This window comes from Pseudotamlana agarivorans (genome assembly GCF_018860245.1).
GTDB lineage: Bacteria > Bacteroidota > Bacteroidia > Flavobacteriales > Flavobacteriaceae > Pseudotamlana > Pseudotamlana agarivorans_A.
Genome location: NZ_JAHKPD010000004.1, coordinates 67,478 through 86,226 on the forward strand (window position 1 = coordinate 67,478; position 18,749 = coordinate 86,226).

Sequence of the window (18,749 nt, forward strand, 5' to 3'; positions counted from 1 at the left end):
TGGAATATTGAAATGCTAATTTTTACATCTTTATCTTACCTTTGTTATGAAGTTTTAATATATGAATATACCAAGAACAAGTAATCCTCGAATTGTTATTATAGGTGGAGGTTTTGCTGGAATCGCATTAGCTAGAAAATTATCGAAGCAAGAAGTGCAAGTTGTACTCTTAGATAGGAATAACTATCACAACTTTCAACCTTTGCTTTATCAGGTATCTACTGGAGGTTTAGAACCTGATTCTATAGCCTATCCTATTCGGAAAATTTTAAAAAACTTCCCTAATTTTTATTTCAGACTGGCGGATGTGGAATCTATTGATAGTGAAAATAATGATCTAAAAACGAATATAGGTACATTAAGTTTTGATTATTTGGTGGTGGCTTCGGGTTCTAAAACCAATTATTTTGGAAATTCGGAGATTGAGAAGCATAGCATGGCTATGAAAACGATCCCACAATCTTTAGATCTTAGGAGTTTAATTCTTGAAAATTTTGAAGATGCATTGTTGACTTCAGATCTCAATGAACGTAATGCCTTGATGAATTTTGTAATCGTTGGTGGTGGTCCTACTGGTGTTGAATTGGCAGGCGCTTTGGCGGAAATTAAAAAAGGTATTTTACCAAAAGATTACCCCGATTTAGATACTCGAATGGCTCAAATAAATTTAGTGCAATCGAGTGATTGTTTACTAAAAGGGATGAGTGTTGAAGCATCTGAAAAAGCCGAGGAGTTCTTAGAGAAATTAGGAGTTATTGTTTGGAAAAATTTACGTATTACCAATTACGACGGTACAACGGCGACTACAAATAGTGAATTAAGTTTTAGAACCGAAACTTTGGTGTGGGCAGCTGGTGTTCAAGGGGCTATAATAAAAGGTTTGGATGATGAGGCTTTTGTTACACGAGGAAATCGCATTTTAGTGAATGAATATAATCAAATTAATGGGTTTGAAAATATTTTTGCAATTGGAGATATTGCTTGTATGGTTTCCGATGAATTCCCTGCTGGTTTTCCTATGATGGCGCAACCAGCCATTCAGCAAGGTCAGCAATTAGGAGATAATATGCTTCGTTTATTAGAAGACAAACCTATGAAACCTTTTAAGTATAAGGATAAAGGTTCTATGGCAACTATTGGAAGAAATAAAGCGGTGGTCGATATGAAAAACTTTAAATTTCAAGGTGTTTTTGCTTGGTATGTTTGGATGTTCGTGCATTTGTTTTTTTTAATCGGATTTCGAAATCGCATGGTAGTTTTTGTAAACTGGGTGTACAATTATATTCGTTTCGATCGCGAAGCACGGTTAATTATTAGGCCGTATAAGAAAAAGTTGAAGGAAAATAAATAAAAGTTACTCTTTAGGTATAAAAGTTAAAGATACACCATTTATACAATGACGTTCACCAGTGGTGTCTCGTGGGCCATCTTTAAAAACATGACCTAAATGTCCGCCGCAAGTAGCACAATGCTCTTCGGTTCTTGTGTAACCTAAATCTTTATCTGTTGAAAACGCAACATTTCCTTCTATTTCTCTGTCGAAACTTGGCCACCCTGAACCAGAATCATATTTATGTTCGCTTTTAAATAAAGGCGTTTTACAGGCTTTACATGCGTAAATACCCACTTTTTTGTTAGAATTAAATGGACTACTAAACGGACGCTCCGTTCCAGCCTCCCTTAAAACGTGAAATTCCATGTCTGTTAATTGTGCACGCCATTGTGCTTCAGTTTTATTAATTTTATAAGTGTTTTCAGTCTCGGTTTTCTGTTTCTGAGCAGAAGAATTGCAGTTAAAAAGAAGTAGGGCAAATACGATTAATATCTTATTCATAAAATATAGTTTTGATTTTCACTTACTTCAGTCGTTAAAAAAAGTAATACATAACACGATTAATTTTTAAACAATTTAAAGCGATAGCGTTAATGTTTTTAAAGAATAAAATATAATTTAGCGCTCAATTATGGTTCAATTAAAAACAATTTTTCAGAATGATAAAAATAAAAAAATTACTCCCTTTATTAGTTTTAGCAGTAGTTATTTATTCATGTGCTACAAACCCGTTTACTGGCAAGAAAACGATGGCTTTAGTACCTAATTCGGATTTATTTCCTACATCTTTCGCGCAATATGATCAGTTTTTATCAGAAAACAAAGTGGTTACAGGAACTGAAGATGCTCAAATGATTTCAAGAGTAGGTGAGCGTATTGCAGCAGCATCAGAACGTTATTTATCAGCAAATGGTTATCATGGTTATTTAAACGATTATAAATGGGAATATCATTTGGTTGATGATCCTACTGAAAATGCATGGTGCATGCCAGGGGGGAAAATAGTTTTTTATACAGGTATTTTACCTGTGGCAAAAAGCGAAACGGGTGTTGCTGTTATTATGGGGCATGAGGTGGCTCATGCTTTAGCTAATCATGGACAACAGCGTATGAGTGCTGGGATGTTGCAACAGTTTGGAGCAGTTGCCGGTAATGTTGTTTTACAGGATGAAAATGATAGAAACTTATTTAATCAATATTATGGTGTAGGAACTCAAGTAGGGGCTATGCTTCCTTTTAGCAGAAGTCATGAAACCGAGGCTGATAAAATTGGATTGTACATTATGGCCATAGCTGGTTATGACCCTACTGAAGCGGCGTCACTTTGGGAACGTATGAAAGCAAATAGCGGTGGAGGAGAGCCGTCAGAGTTATTAAGCACGCATCCATCTAACGATTCACGTATTTCAAATTTAAGGGAATTAGCACCTCATGCTATTCATGAGGCAAAGAAATTTGGGGTTACTTCTTTTAGAGAATAGATTAATTAGGAAGCCAAATTAAAATATTTGTTTACTTTAGAAGCTGCTTAAAAAAAGCAGCTTTTTTTTATGGAAAAACTTAAAAAAGGAAGTAAAAAACTTCTTAATGCGTGGGCCTTTTACGATTGGGCAAATTCGGTATACCCTTTAACGATTGCCTCATCATTATTTCCTATTTTTTATTCATCCTTATTTCTTTCAGAAATTAAAACGGTAGTTGCTTTTGGTTTTGAGTTGAAAAACACGGCACTTATAACCTTTGTAACTGCTTTTACTTTTTTAGTGGTTGCCGTGATGTCTCCTTTATTATCCGGTATAGCAGATTATGTAGGGAACAAGAAAAATTTCATGAAGTTTTTTTGCTACCTAGGTAGTGCCGGTTGTATTGGTCTATATTGGTTTAATTTAGAGCAAATTCACCTGAGTTTATTATTTTATTTTATGGGCCTTATAGGCTACTGGGGAAGTTTAGTATTCTATAATTCGTACTTACCAGATATCGCTCTTAAAGAACAGCAAGACCATATTAGTGCTAAGGGATTTTCTTTAGGTTATGTAGGCAGCGTTATTTTATTGATTATAAATTTAGCCATGGTAATGACTCAAGACTCAGGAGAAGCCAAAATGCAAATGATGCGTTTTTCTTTTGTTTCTGTAGGTGTTTGGTGGATGCTATTTAGTCAGTATTCCTTTTATTATTTGCCAAAAGGTACTTCATCGGGAGGGAAAGTGACCCGAGCAGTTGTTTTTAACGGATTTAGAGAACTGCGCTTAGTTTGGAAAGAATTAAATAATAATTTAAGATTGAAACGTTATTTGTATGCCTTTTTTGTGTTTAGTATGGCGGTTCAAACCATTATGTTGGTGGCTGTTTATTTTGGGGAAGAGGAAATTAGTTGGGGAAGTGATGATGAGAGAACTGTGGGGTTAATTGTGAGTATTTTAGTGATTCAATTAGTTGCGATTTTGGGTGCTTATTTAACGTCAAAAGCATCTGAAAAATTTGGTAATATCAGAGCATTAATTTACGTTAATGGTATTTGGATGGGCATTTGTTTTTATGCTTATTTCATGTATACGCCATTGCAATTTTATATCGCGGCAGCCTTTGTTGGATTGGTCATGGGAGGAATTCAGTCGCTAGCACGCTCAACCTATTCAAAGTTTTTGCCTGAAACGGATGATACGACATCGTATTTTAGCTTTTTTGATGTGGCTGAAAAAATTGGTATCGTTATAGGTATGCTAATTTATGGAAGTATTGACCAAATTACTGGAAGCATGCGAAACTCTATTTTGTTTTTATTTGTGTTCTTTTTGGGAGGTATTATTTTGTTGTTATGTGTACCTAAGGAAAACAACACGGAGGTCACAGGTCATGAATAAAATTTTAGTGTCATATAATTTTAAACTCGTCCTACCGAACTTGATTCGGTATCTCGCTAATTTGTATGGAAATATGATAATAGTTTCTTGTAATAAAAAAGAGCTTGCCAAAAATTAGTAAAAATTACAAGTGGTTCGGACAAGCTCTAAGATTTTTTAGTGTTTTAATTTTCTAGAACAACATTTAGTTAAACGTATTCTAATTCAGATTTTCTAAGTTTTTTGGCTGCATTTACTAGAACTTTAAGGGCTTTTTTGGTCTCGGGCCAATCTCGTGTTTTTAGTCCACAATCAGGATTTACCCAAATATGACCATGAGGCAATACATTTTTCGCTTTAGTAAGTAAGTCCTCAATTTCATGTAATGAAGGCACTCTTGGAGAGTGAATGTCGTAAACACCGGGACCAATTTCATTTGGGTATTTGAAATTCACAAAAGCATCTAATAATTCCATTTTAGATCGCGAGGTTTCTATAGTAATCACATCGGCATCCATGTCGGCAATATTCGAAATAATATCGTTGAATTCTGAATAACACATGTGTGTATGAATTTGCGTCTTGTCTTTTACGCCACTAGCAGAAATACGGAAGGCTTTTACAGCCCAATCTAAATAGTTTTGCCATTCTTCTTTCCTTAGCGGAAGTCCTTCGCGAATAGCAGGTTCATCAATTTGAATGATTTTTAAACCATTATTCTCAAGGTCAATCACCTCATCTCTTATTGCTAAAGCTATTTGATTGCAAGTGGTGGCTCGGGGTTGGTCATTTCGAACAAAAGACCATTGTAAAATAGTAACTGGTCCCGTTAACATGCCCTTTACAGGAATATCGGTTAAAGATTGTGCGTATTTTGACCAATCAACGGTCATCGGTTTTTCACGAGAAACATCACCAAATAAAATAGGGGGTTTGACACAGCGGCTTCCGTAGCTTTGTACCCAGCCATAATTACTGAATGCAAATCCGTTAAGTTTTTCACCAAAATATTCAACCATATCATTACGTTCAAATTCACCGTGCACTAACACGTCTAAGCCAATCCTTTCTTGAAAACGAATAGAATCTTCAATTTCTTTGGCTATAAATTGGTTATAGGCTTCTTGAGAAAGTGCTCCCTTTTTATGTTGAAGACGTTGGCTTCTTACTGTTTTAGTTTGTGGAAACGAACCTATTGTTGTGGTGGGGAATAAGGGGAGGTTTAGTGATTGCTTCTGCTTGACTTGCCTCAGACTAAATTCACTTTTTCGTTGGCTGTCTTCGGATTTTAAATTGGAAATGCGGACTTTTACAGCATCATTATGAATGAGCTTCGATCGTTTTCTGTTTAAATTCGCGAGTTTGTTTTCCTCAAAAAGATATAAATAAGCGTTATTTTCTTCCGAAGATAAGTTTTTAAGCGCCACAATTTCTTCAATTTTCTGTTTTGAAAACGCTAACCATTGTTTAATTTCAGATGATAATTGGGTTTCTAAATCTAAATCATAAGGCGTATGAAGTAGGGAACAAGAAGCCGTAATCCATAGGTTCTCTAACGGAATTTTTTTAGAAGCTTTTTCAATGAATTTCAGTGAATTTTCAAAATCGTTTTTCCAAATATTTCTACCATCAATGAGTCCTAAGGCTAATTTCGTTTCAGGATTAAAATATTTAGATTCTAAAATATCATCAAGTTGAGACGGACAACGAACTAAATCCAAGTGAAGGGTGTCAACAGGGAGTTGAAGCGCCATGTCTAAGTTATCGCCATAACAATCAAAATAATTGGCCAAGTATATTTTGATGTTTGGAAATTGAGAAGCCATTTGCTCATAAGTAGAAGCAATAGCATCACGTTCTTGAATGCTTAGATCTAACGCCAGGCAGGGTTCATCAAACTGAATGTATTTAATATTTAAAGCATCTAGCTCGCTAAGGATTTCAAAGTAAACGGGTAATAAACGAGATAACAACTCGAGCCTATGAAAACCAGGTTCCTTTTCCTTTCCCAGTAATAAGAAGGTAACCGGGCCAATTAATACCGGTTTTGTTTTAACGCCAAGACTTAAGGCTTCTTTATATTCTTCAATAATTTTCTTTGAGAAGAATTCGAAGTTTTGGTCTTTTTCAAATTCAGGCACAATATAATGGTAGTTGGTGTCAAACCACTTGGTCATTTCCATAGCCGTGACATCAATGTGGTCTTTTTGTAAGCCACGTGCCATGGCGAAATACAGTTCTAAATAGTTGTCTTTGTCTATAGCGTTATAGCGCTTTGGAATACAACCTAAGGTTAAACAAGTGTCAAGTACTTGATCATAAAATGAAAAGTCGTTTGAAGGAATAGCGTCTATGCCTAATACTTGTTGTTGTAACCAGTTTTGTTTTTTAATTTCTGAAGCCGTATTTACTAAAAATGCTTCATCTATGTTGTTAGCCCAGAAAGCTTCACAGGCTTTTTTTAGCTCACGTTTGCGTCCGATTCTTGGATGTCCTAAAATAGTAGTTTTCATAATTTATTATAGTTTTTATTACTGTTCAAAATTATATCTAAAGAATATATTATAATAATTTGAGTATATATTCAGATGCAAACGCTATTTTAGATTAAAATTTAAGACTTCTGTTCTTCTAGTGATGAATTTGAAAAGGTTTAATAGAAAATATTTCTACAATGGTATTAGATGAAATTGATTTACGGATATTAAGATTGCTTCAAGCAAAATCTGATTTAACTACTAAAGAATTAGCTGCTAAGGTTAATTTATCGACAACGCCTGTTTTTGAGCGTGTAAAGAAGTTGGAAAAAGGCGGTTATATTAAAAACTACATTGCTGTTTTAGATGCCGAAAAGTTAAACAAAGGCTTGATGGTGTTCTGTAATGTGACTTTAAAAGAGCATACCAGAGAAATAGGTAATCAATTTGTAACTGATATTATAAAGCTGAAGGAGGTCGTGGAGTGTTATAATATTTCTGGTGACTACGATTTCTTCCTGAAGATATTAGTGAGCGACATGAAAGAATACCAGAATTTTGTTTTAGACCACTTAGGAAGCATTAAGAACATAGGAAGTGCACACAGTACTTTTGTTATGGGGGAAATCAAGAATTCGTATGCTGTGCCTATTTGAATATATTGTTTATGATAGTGCTTGTGTTGCTTACTCCTGACGGAACTCGTTTCAAACGAGCGCTAGCCTTGGGAGTCAAGAGGGGAACTTAAGTAAATTGTAATCATAAAAAAGCTCGAAACTAAATTTCGAGCTTTTTAATATTCATAAATTATAATCTAAGATTCTGTAGGTTTTTCAGCCTTATCAATAGAGATTTTTAATTCATCTGTGATTTTATCTAAATCGATTTTAATTTTATCACCTTCTTCTAAATGTGAAGTAACAATCTCTTCAGCTAAAGCATCTTCAACATATTTTTGAATGGCTCTTTTTAGCGGTCGTGCACCATATTGTTTATCAAAACCTTTTTCTGCAATATAATCTTTAGCAGTTTCTGTTAGTGTTAGGTGGTAACCAAGCCCTTCGATTCTAAATAATAATTTTTCTAGTTCGATATCGATGATTTTGTTGATGTCTTCCTTTTCTAACGGGTTGAATACAATAACATCATCAATTCTGTTCAAAAATTCTGGTGCAAACGATTTTTTAAGTGCATTTTCAATAACACTTCTTGCATTGGCATCTTCTTGAGCTTTTTGAGAAGAGGTGCCAAATCCAATTCCTGTTCCGAAATCTTTTAGTTTACGAGCACCTATATTAGAAGTCATTATTATAATGGTGTTTCTAAAATCAATTTTTCGACCTAAACTATCTGTTAAATATCCATCATCAAGCACTTGAAGTAGCATGTTAAACACATCTGGATGCGCTTTTTCTATTTCATCTAAAAGAATGACAGCATACGGCTTGCGTCTTACTTTTTCGGTTAACTGTCCGCCTTCCTCATAGCCTACGTATCCTGGAGGTGCTCCTATTAAGCGAGATATAGCGAATTTCTCCATGTATTCACTCATGTCGATTCTTACTAAAGAATCTTCACTGTCAAATAACTCTCGTGATAAGATTTTAGCTAATTGCGTTTTTCCGACACCAGTCTGACCTAAAAAGATAAATGAACCAATTGGTTTATTAGGGTCTTTTAGTCCAGCACGGTTTCGTTGAATGGCTTTTACCACTTTGGCAACAGCTTCGTCTTGACCAATAACTTTGCCTTTAATGTGCTCAGGTAGTTCGGCAAGTTTATTAATTTCTTTTTGAGCAATTCTATTAACAGGTACGCCAGTCATCATAGAAACGACATCTGCCACGTTGTCTTCTGTAACAATTTCGCGGTGCTGTTTGGTATCTTCTTCCCATTTTTCTTGAGCGATAGTTAATTCTTTTTCAATGCGTTTTTCATCATCTCTAAGTTTAGCTGCCTCCTCATATTTTTGTTTTCTAACAACGGCATTTTTCGTTTCTTTAATACCTTCTAATTGTTTTTCAAGTTCAATTATTTGTTTTGGTACATCAATATTTGTGATGTGAACTCGAGACCCCGCTTCATCTAAAGCATCAATAGCTTTGTCTGGAAGAAATCTTTCAGACATGTATCTGTTGGTTAATTTTACACAAGCCTCAATAGCTTCCGGTGTATAATCAACATTATGGTGTTCTTCGTATTTGCCTTTTATATTATTTAGTATTTCAATGGTTTCATCAACAGTAGTTGGTTCCACAATAACCTTTTGGAAACGTCGCTCTAAAGCGCCATCTTTTTCAATATATTGTCTGTATTCATCTAAAGTGGTGGCACCAATACATTGAATTTCGCCACGTGCTAATGCGGGTTTAAACATGTTAGAAGCATCTAAACTTCCAGTAGCTCCGCCAGCACCAACAATGGTGTGGATTTCATCAATAAATAAAATGACATCGTCGTTTTTTTCAAGCTCGTTCATAACAGCTTTCATACGCTCTTCAAACTGTCCGCGGTACTTCGTTCCAGCAACTAAACTTGCTAAATCTAAAGTCACTACACGTTTGTTAAAAAGAATTCTAGAAACTTTACGTTTTATGATTCTAAGGGCTAAACCTTCAGCAATTGCAGATTTACCCACTCCAGGTTCACCAATTAAAAGCGGGTTGTTTTTCTTTCTTCGACTTAAAACTTGAGAAACACGTTGTATTTCTTTTTCTCTACCTACAACAGGGTCAAGTTTACCTTCTTCCGCAAGGGCGGTTAAATCACGGCCAAAATTATCTAAAACAGGGGTTTTAGACTTCTTGTTTGATTTACTTCCAGTAGGTGCGTTAAATATATTGTCTTTCGAAGAGTCGTCTTCGGCTTGAGAGCCATCATCTTGAAATTCAGCTTTTGGATCTATATAATCATCGTTGTCGTTTGTAATCATAAGTTTAAATTGTTCTTTAACATTGTCATAGTCAACTTTCAGCTTGTTTAAAAGCTTTGTAGTGGGGTCATTCTCATTCCTTAAAATACAAAGCAGTAAATGCGCTGTATTTATTGAGGTACTTTGAAATAACTTCGCTTCTAAAAATGTCGTTTTTAAAGCGCGTTCTGCTTGCCTTGTTAGGTGTAAGTTCTTTTTTTGATTTGAAGCTACGACTATGTTTTGGTTTGCAGGACTAAGTATCTCAACCTTTCGTCTTAAATGGTTTAAATCGATATCTAAAGCATTTAAAATGCTTATAGCTTTTCCGTTTCCATCACGTAGAAGTCCAAGCATTAAATGTTCTGTGCCAATAAAATCATGGCCTAAACGCAGGGCTTCTTCTTTGCTGTAAGCAATCACATCTTTTACTCTTGGGGAAAAATTATCATCCATAAATCTCTGTCCTTTCTGCATTAAAAATAATAAAACATTTTACCAAAGACAAAAACTGTTCCTTTTTTTGTCGGTAAATTGCTAATTGACGAAAAAAACTTCATAATATCAATATTTTACGCGTCATAACTTATTAATAATATAGTCGTTGTAATTGTTAATAAATTACATGAAAAAATAAGCGCTATTGTCCTGCCATGACTGATGAAAGTCTTATATTAGCGTGTTTTGAAAAAGACATAAAATTAAATAAGAATATTTATGGCAGAAGGAGAGAAATTGATCCCTATTAATATTGAGGATGAGATGAAATCGGCCTACATTGATTATTCAATGTCAGTCATTGTGTCTCGTGCTTTACCAGATGTAAGAGATGGTTTAAAACCGGTTCATAGACGTGTACTTTATGGTATGCATGAACTAGGTGTTAGAGCAAATTCAGCACATAAGAAATCCGCAAGAATAGTTGGAGAAGTTTTAGGTAAGTATCATCCACATGGTGATACATCGGTTTACGATGCTATGGTGCGTATGGCTCAAGAATGGAGTTTACGTTATATGCTCGTAGACGGACAAGGGAACTTTGGTTCCATTGATGGTGATAGTCCTGCAGCAATGCGTTATACGGAAGCCCGTATGCGTAAGATCTCAGAAGACATGTTGGCAGATATTGACAAAGAGACTGTAGATCATAAGTTAAACTTTGATGACACACTTCAAGAACCAACTGTTTTACCAACAAGAATACCTGGACTATTAGTTAATGGGGCTTCAGGTATCGCGGTAGGTATGGCAACGAATATGCCACCTCATAATCTAACAGAAGTTGTAAACGGAACTATCGCTTATATTGAAAACAATGATATTGAAATAGACGAACTTATTACGCATATTAAAGCTCCAGATTTTCCAACAGGGGGAACTATTTATGGCTATGATGGCGTTAAAGAGGCTTTTCATACAGGTAGAGGGCGTATTGTTATGCGCGCAAAAACCAATATTGAAGAGGTTAATGGACGTGAATGTATTATTGTAAATGAGATTCCGTACCAAGTGAATAAGGCAGATATGATTAAAAAAACTGCTGACTTGGTAAATGATAAAAAATTAGAGGGTATTGCAACTATTAGAGATGAATCTGATAGAAACGGAATGCGTATCGTTTATGTTTTAAAACGTGATGCTATTCCTAATATCGTATTAAACACTTTGTTTAAATATACAGCATTACAGTCTTCTTTTAGTGTAAATAACATTGCACTTGTAGGTGGACGACCGCAGTTGTTAAACCTTAAAGAATTAATTCATTATTTCGTTGAGCATAGACATGAGGTTGTTGTTAGAAGAACAACATATGAATTACGCAAGGCGGAAGAAAGAGCACACATTTTAGAAGGATTAATTATTGCTTCTGATCATATTGATGAAGTTATTAAAATCATTAGAGGCTCGTCTAATGCAGATGAAGCCCGTGCGAATTTAATTGAGCGTTTCAAGCTTTCTGAAATTCAAGCCAAAGCGATTGTTGAAATGCGTCTTCGTCAATTAACGGGCTTAGAGCAGGACAAATTGCGTGCAGAGTATGAAGAAATCATGAAAACAATTGCAGATCTTAAAGATATTTTGTCTAGCAAAGAGCGTAGAATGAATATCATTAAAGATGAATTAGAAGTTGTTAGAGATAAGTATGGTGATGAGCGCCGTTCAACAATAGAGTATGCAGGTGGCGATCTAAGTATTGAAGATATGATTCCAGATGAGCAAGTGGTTATTACCATTTCTCATGCCGGATATATTAAACGTACCTCACTTACAGAGTACAAAACTCAAAATAGAGGAGGTGTAGGGCAAAAGGCTTCAACGACAAGGAATGAAGACTTCTTAGAACACTTATTTGTGGGAACTAACCACCAATATATGTTGTTCTTTACCCAAAAAGGAAAATGTTTCTGGATGCGTGTATACGAAATTCCAGAAGGTAGTAAAACTTCAAAGGGTAGAGCGATTCAAAACCTTATAAATATTGAGCAAGACGACAAAGTTATGGCGTTTATTTGTACTCAAGATTTAAAGGATGAAGAATATATCAATAGCCATTATGTGATTATGGCTACTAAAAATGGTCAGGTTAAGAAAACAGCTTTAGAGCAGTATTCGCGTCCAAGAACCAATGGTATAAACGCGATTACTATTAAAGATAACGATGAATTACTTGAAGCTAAACTAACGACTGGAAACAGTCAGGTGATGTTGGCGTTAAAATCAGGTAAAGCCATTCGTTTTGAAGAGGCTAAAACACGACCAATGGGACGTGGGGCATCTGGGGTTCGTGGTATTACTTTAGCTCATGATAAAGATGAAGTTATTGGCATGGTTACTATTGAAAATTCTCAGGAAGAATCTGTTTTAGTTGTATCTGAAAATGGGTATGGAAAACGCACATATATTGATGATCCAGAAGATGGAGAGCCAGTATATAGAGTAACTAATAGAGGTGGAAAAGGTGTTAAAACGATTTCTATAACTGAAAAAACAGGTAGTTTAGTCGCTATTAAAAGTGTGACAGATAACGATGATTTAATGATTATCAATAAATCTGGTATCGCAATTAGAATGGTTATTGCAAACTTGAGAGTTATGGGAAGAGCCACTCAAGGCGTTAAGTTGATAAACTTAAAAGGAAATGATTCAATTGCAGCCGTTGCTAAAGTGATGCATGATGAGGATGAAGTAGAGTTAATAGAAGGGGAAGAAACTCCTGAAAACACAGGTTCTGCCGAAGACGGTACAACTCTTGATAATTAAAACATATTATAATTAAATAAATAGATCATAAAAATGAAGAAACAAGTTATTGTAGCTTTGGCAATTTCAATGGGTGCATTTTCATTTGCACAAAAAAAGGAATTGAAAACAGCTGAAAAAGCTATTAAATCGAGCAACTTTTCTGAAGCTAAAACAGCTCTAAGTCAAGCAGAGGCGTTAAAGGGTGAAATGGATAGCAAGCTTAAGGCTAAATATTACTATTTAAATGCTGAAGCGCTTTATGCAAACGGTAAGGGCTCAATGAAGGACATTGATGCTGCTATTGAAAGTCTGTCAAATGTAGAAGGTGATTATATTCAGGAGACTGCAGACCTCAAACAGAAAATGGTGACTAGTCTAGTTACATCTGGGAACACGGCGTATGAAGGTAAAGATTTTTCTAAAGCTTCAAAATATTTTGAGAAAACGTATAGATTAAATACAAAGGATACTGTTTATTTATATTATGCGGCTACGATGTCGGTAAGTGTTCCGGAGTATGATAGAGCTTTAACTTTGTATGAAGAGCTTAAAAACTTAGGTTATACTGGAATTGCTAAAGAATACTTTGCTACGAATGTAGAAACTAAAAAGGAAGAGATTTTAGATAAAAACACTAGAGATTTGTACGTTAGATCTAAAAGTCATATTAAGCCGGGTGAACGTACGACGGACTCTAAAAAGCCGGAAATTGTAAAGAATGTTGCACTTATTTATGTAAGCCAAGGTAAAGATGAAAAAGCACTTGCCGCGATGAAAGATGCTAGAGCAGAAAGTCCAAATGATGTGAACTTAATTTTGTCTGAAGCCAATGTGCATTATAAAATGGGGAACACCGAGGAGTTTAAGTCTCTTTTAAAGCAGGCTATTGCTATGGATCCTAAAAATCCTGAATTACAATATAATTTAGGGGTGATTGCTGCGGAAAGTAACCATCCTGATGAAGCTAAAAAGTACTATCAAAAGGCTTTAGAATTAGATCCTAATTATGTGAATGCATATATAAATTTATCTGCATTGATATTAGCAGGTGAAAAACCTATGATTGAAGAAATGAATGGTTTAGGAACTTCTAAAAAAGATAATGATCGTTATGATGAATTAAGAGAGAATCGTCAAAACTTATATAAGGAAGCAGTTCCTTATTTATCAAAAGCATTACAACTGGATGATTCAAACATCAATGCAGCGAAAACCTTAATGAATATTTATAGCATTCTTGGAGAATCTGAAAAATCTAAGGCAATGAAAGAAAAGGTAGAGGCATTAGAGGCTTCTGGAAAATAAATATAGTTTACCAGCTATAAAAAAAGGGCACTTTTATAAGCGCCCTTTTTTTATGTTTAAACTTTTTGCTTTTCGTGTATTTACTCATTGAGTGCGCATATTGAAATAAAGGAATCTTTTAGAGATTTTTCGTTAAATTACCTTTTTAATTACACGTAATTTATGGGTGTGTTCGTTTTTATCAACATTATAAATTCCAGAGTGATCAAGTCTATCGATACGTACTTTACCGTGGGCGTGAATGATATAATTGTCTTCCATGATAATTCCAACATGGATAATAGTGCCTTCGCTATTATCAAAAAATGCTAAATCCCCAGGTTCACTTTCTTCAATAAAACTTAAAGCTTCACCTTGTGTCGCCTGTTGAGACGCATCACGTAGTAATTTATACCCATTAAGCTTGTATACCATTTGGGTGAACCCAGAACAGTCTATTCCGAATGGTGTTTTTCCACCCCACAGATAAGGGGAATTCAAATAAAGAAATGCTATTTGAATGATGTTCGACTTTTCTAATTGATTTTGAATAGAGCTTCCGTCATAAAGATGATTTATAAGAGTGAGTCCATTTAGTGTTGAGCCAATAGAAATAGGGAATATTTGCTGATTTTCGTCTTCAATAAATTCAACCAAATCTGTTGAAAGCTTTATATTTTCTCGGTCGATAGTTTTATAGTTTTCTTCTGAAATTTCTATGTATTGCTTATTATCTATCCAGCCTTCATAGCTATCAAAAGCCAATCTAATTTTACTCCATTTTTTACGTTGTTCTATGATTTTGAAAATTTCACCATAGAGTACCTGTGAAACCAATTCACTGGGGTCTGAAGGTTCATTTCGAAGCGGAACAATGCTTAAATTACAAATACCGTATTGCATTAAATACTTTTAATTTCGTTCTATTACAATTGCTGATGCGCCACCACCACCATTACATATAGCGGCTGCACCAATTTTTGCATTATTCTGTTCTAAAATGTTGAGTAATGTAATGATAATTCTAACTCCAGAACAACCGAGAGGGTGGCCTAAAGAAACCGCTCCTCCATTTACATTGACGTTTTTATCTGTAAGCCCTAATAATTTCATATTCGCTAAACCTACCACTGAAAAGGCTTCATTAAACTCAAAAAAATCTACGTCATTGAGTGTAATTCCGGCTTTATTTAAAGCTTTAGGGAGCGCTTTAGCAGGAGCCGTTGTAAACCACTCAGGTTCTTGTGCGGCATCGGCATAACTCTTAATTGTAGCCAAAGGCTTTAAACCCAATTCATCTGCCTTAGTTCTACTCATTAAAACCACAGCTCCAGCGCCATCATTTATAGTTGAAGCATTTGCAGCAGTTACTGTGCCATCTTTAGTGAAAGCTGGTCGTAATTGCGGAATTTTATCCATTCTCACATTGGTAAATTCTTCGTCTTTAGATACAATAAGGGGTTCTCCACGACGTTGAGGTACTTTTACAGGTACAACTTCATTATCAAATTTACCTTCCTCCCAAGCATGACTAGAACGGTTGTATGACTGGATAGCGTATGCGTCTTGGGCTTCTCGACTAAAGTCGTACCTGGATGCACAAGCATCAGCACAAACGCCCATAGCATTTTGGTCGAATGCATCAATTAACCCATCTTTTTGCATACCATCAATAAGCGTTGAAGGGCCAAATTTAGTACCAGTACGGGTATATAAATAGTGTGGTATTAAGCTCATGTTTTCCATTCCACCAGCGGCTACAATGTTTGTATCTCCTAGTGCTATAGATTGTGCAGCTTGCATGACAGCTTTCATCCCAGAAGCACATACCTTATTTACGGTTGTACAAGGTACCGTGTTAGGAATTCCAGCATAGATTGCTGCTTGTCTTGCTGGTGCTTGTCCCGTTCCTGCTTGAATAACATGTCCCATTAAAACTTCGTCAACTAATTCAGGCTCTAAATTGATTTTATTCAAAGCTCCAGAAATAGCGATAGCTCCTAATTTAGGTGCTGGAATGGTGGATAAACTCCCCATAAAACTCCCAATGGGTGTTCTTGCGGTAGAAACTATAACGACTTCTTGTTCCATGGTTGAAATTATTAATTTAGGTACTTGCGAAAATAGCAATTTTTTAGCAGAATTTTGAAGGATTCAGTCATTATAAAAAACGGTAAAAGCTTATAAATTTATTACATTTGATTCCTATAAGCCACATTCAAATTTGAAATTTGATGTTTAACGAAATGATTATATGGACACTACAGTTCATTTTAAATTAGGAATGCATAACACTTCATGAAAGACTTCATTAATAAATTATATAGAAACCATTCCCTTATTTATAAAGGATTATTATTCATTTTCACTACTTTTTTAATCGTGTATTTGTATCCTAAAAGCGGAAAATTCAAATATAATTTTGAAAAAGGGAAACCTTGGCAGTCAGAGAATTTATATGCGCCTTTTGATTTTGCTATAAGAAAAACGGAAACTGAGATTGCTGAAGAAAAAAAGGTCATTAAAGAGCATTCTGTTTTGTATTTTGATCTTAATGATTCTATTGAAAAAAGTGTTATGGATGCTTTTCATACTGAATTTAAAGTACGATTAGTTGATTCATTAAATAAATTTGACGCTAATAAATTGGAGAAAGCTGGAGAGAAAATCATTTCTGAGCTATATGAATTCGGTGTATTAGACGAAAATCATGATTATCCCGATGGTCAATCTATTGCTATTTTGAATGGTAGAGAGAAAATACAAGATGGTTTTTATTCAAATTTGGTTGGTCAAGATAATATTACTCCAATAATTAATAAAGTTCTGGATAAAAGTGATTTATTTCAATTTAAAACAGAGTTTGTCGCATTGTTTTTTGATTTGGTTCATCCTAATCTTAAATTTAATAAAAATTTTACTGATAAAGCGCTTCAAGGTGACCTTGAGAAAATCGCATATATAAGAGGAAGTGTCGTTAAAGGAACGCTAATAGTTTCTAAAGGAGAGGTTGTTGAAGGAGGTAAATATCAAATTTTAAAGTCATTACAGTCTGAATATGAATCTCAAGTTTGGAATGAAGCCAATTATAACTGGGTTTTATTCGCATATACCTTATTAGTTGCCTTAGCATTACTTATGCTGTTGTTGTTTTTAAGAAAATATAGGATGGAGGTTTTTGAGAATAATACTAAAGTTACGTTTATTTTCTTTAATATTTCATTAATTATTTTTATTACGACTTTAGTCGCAAATTATAATTCAAAGTATATTTATATCGTTCCTATCTGCATCTTACCTTTAATTTTTAAAGCTTTTTTTGATGCGCGCTTAGGCTTGTTCTCCCATGTACTCACAGTGCTTCTTATTGGATTTATTGTACCGAATAGTTATGAGTATATGTTTCTTCAAATTATAGCAGGAATTGTCACGATTTTAACGGTTTCAGAATTGTATAAACGTGCCAATTTATTTATTTCAGTAGGTCAAATTACTTTAATTTATATCATTGCTTATTTTGCTTTTTTTGTAATTCATGAAGGCAGTGTTGACGATTTAAAGTGGGAAACTTTTATTTGGTTTATTTTGTGCGGATTGGCAACCTTGTTTGTCCAACCTTTAATTTATGCCTATGAAAAACTTTTTGGGCTTGTTTCAGATGTGTCCCTTTTAGAGTTGTCGGATACCAATTCCAGGTTACTTAAAGAACTGGCTAATAAAGCCCCAGGTACTTTTCATCATTCTTTAAATGTGGCTAATTTAGCTGAATCCTCTGCTAATGAAATTGGAGCCAATGCCATGCTAGTTAGAGTAGGGGCTTTGTATCACGATATAGGTAAAATGAAGCAGCCTACATATTATACAGAGAATCAATCTACAGGGATTAACCCTCATGATGAATTATCATCTAGAGAAAGTGCTCGAATTATAACCGATCATGTTATAAATGGGGTAGAAATAGCACGAAAAAATAATCTTCCAGACCGTGTTATCGATTTTATAAGAACACATCATGGCACAAGTGTGGTTTATTATTTCTATATGCAAGAAAAAAAATCGTTTCCAGATGTCGAAATAGATAAATTAGATTTTAGTTATCCTGGACCGAAACCGTTTAGTAAAGAAACAGCTATTTTAATGATGTGTGATAGTATCGAGGCAGCTTCTAAAAGTTTGAAAGAACCAACCTCGACAAAAATAGAAGCTTTTGTTGAAAAGATTATAAATAAGCAAATAGAAGAAGGACAATTTCTTAACGCCAACATTACTTTTAAAGAAATAGAATCCATCAAAAAAGTGCTAAAACACAAGCTAGCAAATATTTACCATTTGCGCATTGAGTACCCTGAATAATTTTTAAAAAAAAGGGAGTAAAAAAGTTGTGAGATACGCATCTTTAATATATTTTTGCAACCGCAAATTATTGCAAGTTCTTATTAAAATTTTAGGAGAGGTGCCAGAGTGGTAATGGAGCAGATTGCTAATCTGTCAACGCGTAAGTGTTGCCCGGGTTCGAGTCCCGGTCTCTCCGCAATATTTTTAGATAACCTATTATCGGGGTGTAGCGTAGCCCGGTTATCGCGCCGCGTTTGGGACGCGGAGGTCGCAGGTTCGAATCCTGCCACCCCGACAAAAAAAACCTCATAAATCTTAAG

The 18,749-nt window shown here is 34.9% G+C and carries 12 protein-coding genes and 2 tRNA genes; 9 read left to right on the plus strand and 5 right to left on the minus strand.

The window, feature by feature from the left end; all coding sequences use genetic code 11:
• Positions 1–61 precede the first annotated feature (61 nt).
• Positions 62–1,351, plus strand: coding sequence for an NAD(P)/FAD-dependent oxidoreductase (locus KO493_RS00960; RefSeq protein ID WP_216066088.1), 1,290 nt, complete (start codon positions 62–64; stop codon positions 1,349–1,351).
• A 3-nt stretch (positions 1,352–1,354) separates the two neighbouring features.
• Here the strand turns inward: KO493_RS00960 and msrB are convergent, their stop codons facing one another.
• Complete coding sequence (gene msrB, locus KO493_RS00965) at positions 1,355–1,834, minus strand: peptide-methionine (R)-S-oxide reductase MsrB (RefSeq protein ID WP_216066089.1); 480 nt, start codon at positions 1,832–1,834, stop codon at positions 1,355–1,357.
• 158 nt (positions 1,835–1,992) lie between these two features.
• Between msrB and KO493_RS00970 the strand changes: the two genes are divergently transcribed.
• Together KO493_RS00970 and KO493_RS00975 are read left to right on the plus strand one after the other, a co-directional pair.
• Positions 1,993–2,814 (plus strand): M48 family metallopeptidase, encoded by an 822-nt coding sequence (locus KO493_RS00970; protein ID WP_252723125.1) that lies wholly within the window; start codon positions 1,993–1,995, stop codon positions 2,812–2,814.
• A gap of 69 nt (positions 2,815–2,883) precedes the next feature.
• A complete protein-coding gene (locus tag KO493_RS00975) occupies positions 2,884–4,200 on the plus strand; it encodes an MFS transporter (protein ID WP_216066090.1) in 1,317 nt (438 codons plus the stop codon).
• Positions 4,201–4,388: 188 nt separating this feature from the next.
• On the opposite strand, the gene metE is transcribed toward KO493_RS00975, so the two are convergent.
• Positions 4,389–6,692 carry a 5-methyltetrahydropteroyltriglutamate--homocysteine S-methyltransferase gene (gene metE / locus KO493_RS00980; protein WP_216066091.1) on the minus strand — a complete coding sequence of 768 codons (2,304 nt, stop codon included), beginning with the start codon at positions 6,690–6,692 and terminating at the stop codon, positions 4,389–4,391.
• 161 nt (positions 6,693–6,853) lie between these two features.
• On the opposite strand from metE, the gene KO493_RS00985 reads away from it, so the two are divergent.
• Positions 6,854–7,312 (plus strand): Lrp/AsnC family transcriptional regulator, encoded by a 459-nt coding sequence (locus KO493_RS00985; RefSeq protein ID WP_216066092.1) that lies wholly within the window; start codon positions 6,854–6,856, stop codon positions 7,310–7,312.
• A gap of 158 nt (positions 7,313–7,470) precedes the next feature.
• Here KO493_RS00985 and KO493_RS00990 read toward each other — a convergent pair whose 3' ends face one another.
• Complete coding sequence (locus tag KO493_RS00990) at positions 7,471–10,023, minus strand: ATP-dependent Clp protease ATP-binding subunit (RefSeq protein WP_216066112.1); 2,553 nt, start codon at positions 10,021–10,023, stop codon at positions 7,471–7,473.
• Between the two features lie 261 nt (positions 10,024–10,284).
• Between KO493_RS00990 and gyrA the strand changes: the two genes are divergently transcribed.
• Both gyrA and KO493_RS01000 read left to right on the plus strand, forming a co-directional pair.
• Positions 10,285–12,828, plus strand: a complete 2,544-nt coding sequence (gyrA, locus tag KO493_RS00995) for a DNA gyrase subunit A (protein WP_216066093.1) — start codon at positions 10,285–10,287, stop codon at positions 12,826–12,828.
• A 33-nt stretch (positions 12,829–12,861) separates the two neighbouring features.
• On the plus strand, positions 12,862–14,115 hold the full coding sequence (locus tag KO493_RS01000) for a tetratricopeptide repeat protein (RefSeq protein ID WP_216066094.1): 1,254 nt from the start codon (positions 12,862–12,864) through the stop codon (positions 14,113–14,115).
• A 132-nt stretch (positions 14,116–14,247) separates the two neighbouring features.
• On the opposite strand, the gene KO493_RS01005 is transcribed toward KO493_RS01000, so the two are convergent.
• A complete protein-coding gene (locus tag KO493_RS01005) occupies positions 14,248–14,997 on the minus strand; it encodes a C40 family peptidase (RefSeq protein ID WP_216066095.1) in 750 nt (249 codons plus the stop codon).
• 9 nt (positions 14,998–15,006) lie between these two features.
• Entirely contained in the window at positions 15,007–16,185 is a 1,179-nt protein-coding gene (locus tag KO493_RS01010) for an acetyl-CoA C-acyltransferase (protein ID WP_216066096.1), read from the minus strand.
• Positions 16,186–16,392: 207 nt separating this feature from the next.
• Between KO493_RS01010 and KO493_RS01015 the strand changes: the two genes are divergently transcribed.
• From KO493_RS01015 to KO493_RS01025, 3 genes are all read left to right on the plus strand, one after another.
• Positions 16,393–18,447: an HD family phosphohydrolase gene (locus KO493_RS01015; RefSeq protein ID WP_216066097.1), complete on the plus strand. Its 2,055-nt coding sequence runs from the start codon at positions 16,393–16,395 to the stop codon at positions 18,445–18,447.
• A gap of 94 nt (positions 18,448–18,541) precedes the next feature.
• A tRNA-Ser gene (locus KO493_RS01020) sits at positions 18,542–18,625 on the plus strand.
• A 24-nt stretch (positions 18,626–18,649) separates the two neighbouring features.
• Positions 18,650–18,724, plus strand: a tRNA-Pro gene (locus KO493_RS01025).
• Positions 18,725–18,749 lie beyond the last annotated feature (25 nt).

What these genes read in the sequence shown, in the direction of transcription:
- KO493_RS00960 (WP_216066088.1), top strand. Translation starts at nt 62, where the DNA reads ATGAATATACCAAGAACAAGTAATCCTCGAATTGTTATTATAGGTGGA.
- msrB (WP_216066089.1), bottom strand. Translation starts at nt 1,834, where the DNA reads ATGAATAAGATATTAATCGTATTTGCCCTACTTCTTTTTAACTGCAAT.
- KO493_RS00970 (WP_252723125.1), top strand. Translation starts at nt 1,993, where the DNA reads ATGATAAAAATAAAAAAATTACTCCCTTTATTAGTTTTAGCAGTAGTT.
- KO493_RS00975 (WP_216066090.1), top strand. Translation starts at nt 2,884, where the DNA reads ATGGAAAAACTTAAAAAAGGAAGTAAAAAACTTCTTAATGCGTGGGCC.
- metE (WP_216066091.1), bottom strand. Translation starts at nt 6,692, where the DNA reads ATGAAAACTACTATTTTAGGACATCCAAGAATCGGACGCAAACGTGAG.
- KO493_RS00985 (WP_216066092.1), top strand. Translation starts at nt 6,854, where the DNA reads ATGGTATTAGATGAAATTGATTTACGGATATTAAGATTGCTTCAAGCA.
- KO493_RS00990 (WP_216066112.1), bottom strand. Translation starts at nt 10,023, where the DNA reads ATGGATGATAATTTTTCCCCAAGAGTAAAAGATGTGATTGCTTACAGC.
- gyrA (WP_216066093.1), top strand. Translation starts at nt 10,285, where the DNA reads ATGGCAGAAGGAGAGAAATTGATCCCTATTAATATTGAGGATGAGATG.
- KO493_RS01000 (WP_216066094.1), top strand. Translation starts at nt 12,862, where the DNA reads ATGAAGAAACAAGTTATTGTAGCTTTGGCAATTTCAATGGGTGCATTT.
- KO493_RS01005 (WP_216066095.1), bottom strand. Translation starts at nt 14,997, where the DNA reads ATGCAATACGGTATTTGTAATTTAAGCATTGTTCCGCTTCGAAATGAA.
- KO493_RS01010 (WP_216066096.1), bottom strand. Translation starts at nt 16,185, where the DNA reads ATGGAACAAGAAGTCGTTATAGTTTCTACCGCAAGAACACCCATTGGG.
- KO493_RS01015 (WP_216066097.1), top strand. Translation starts at nt 16,393, where the DNA reads ATGAAAGACTTCATTAATAAATTATATAGAAACCATTCCCTTATTTAT.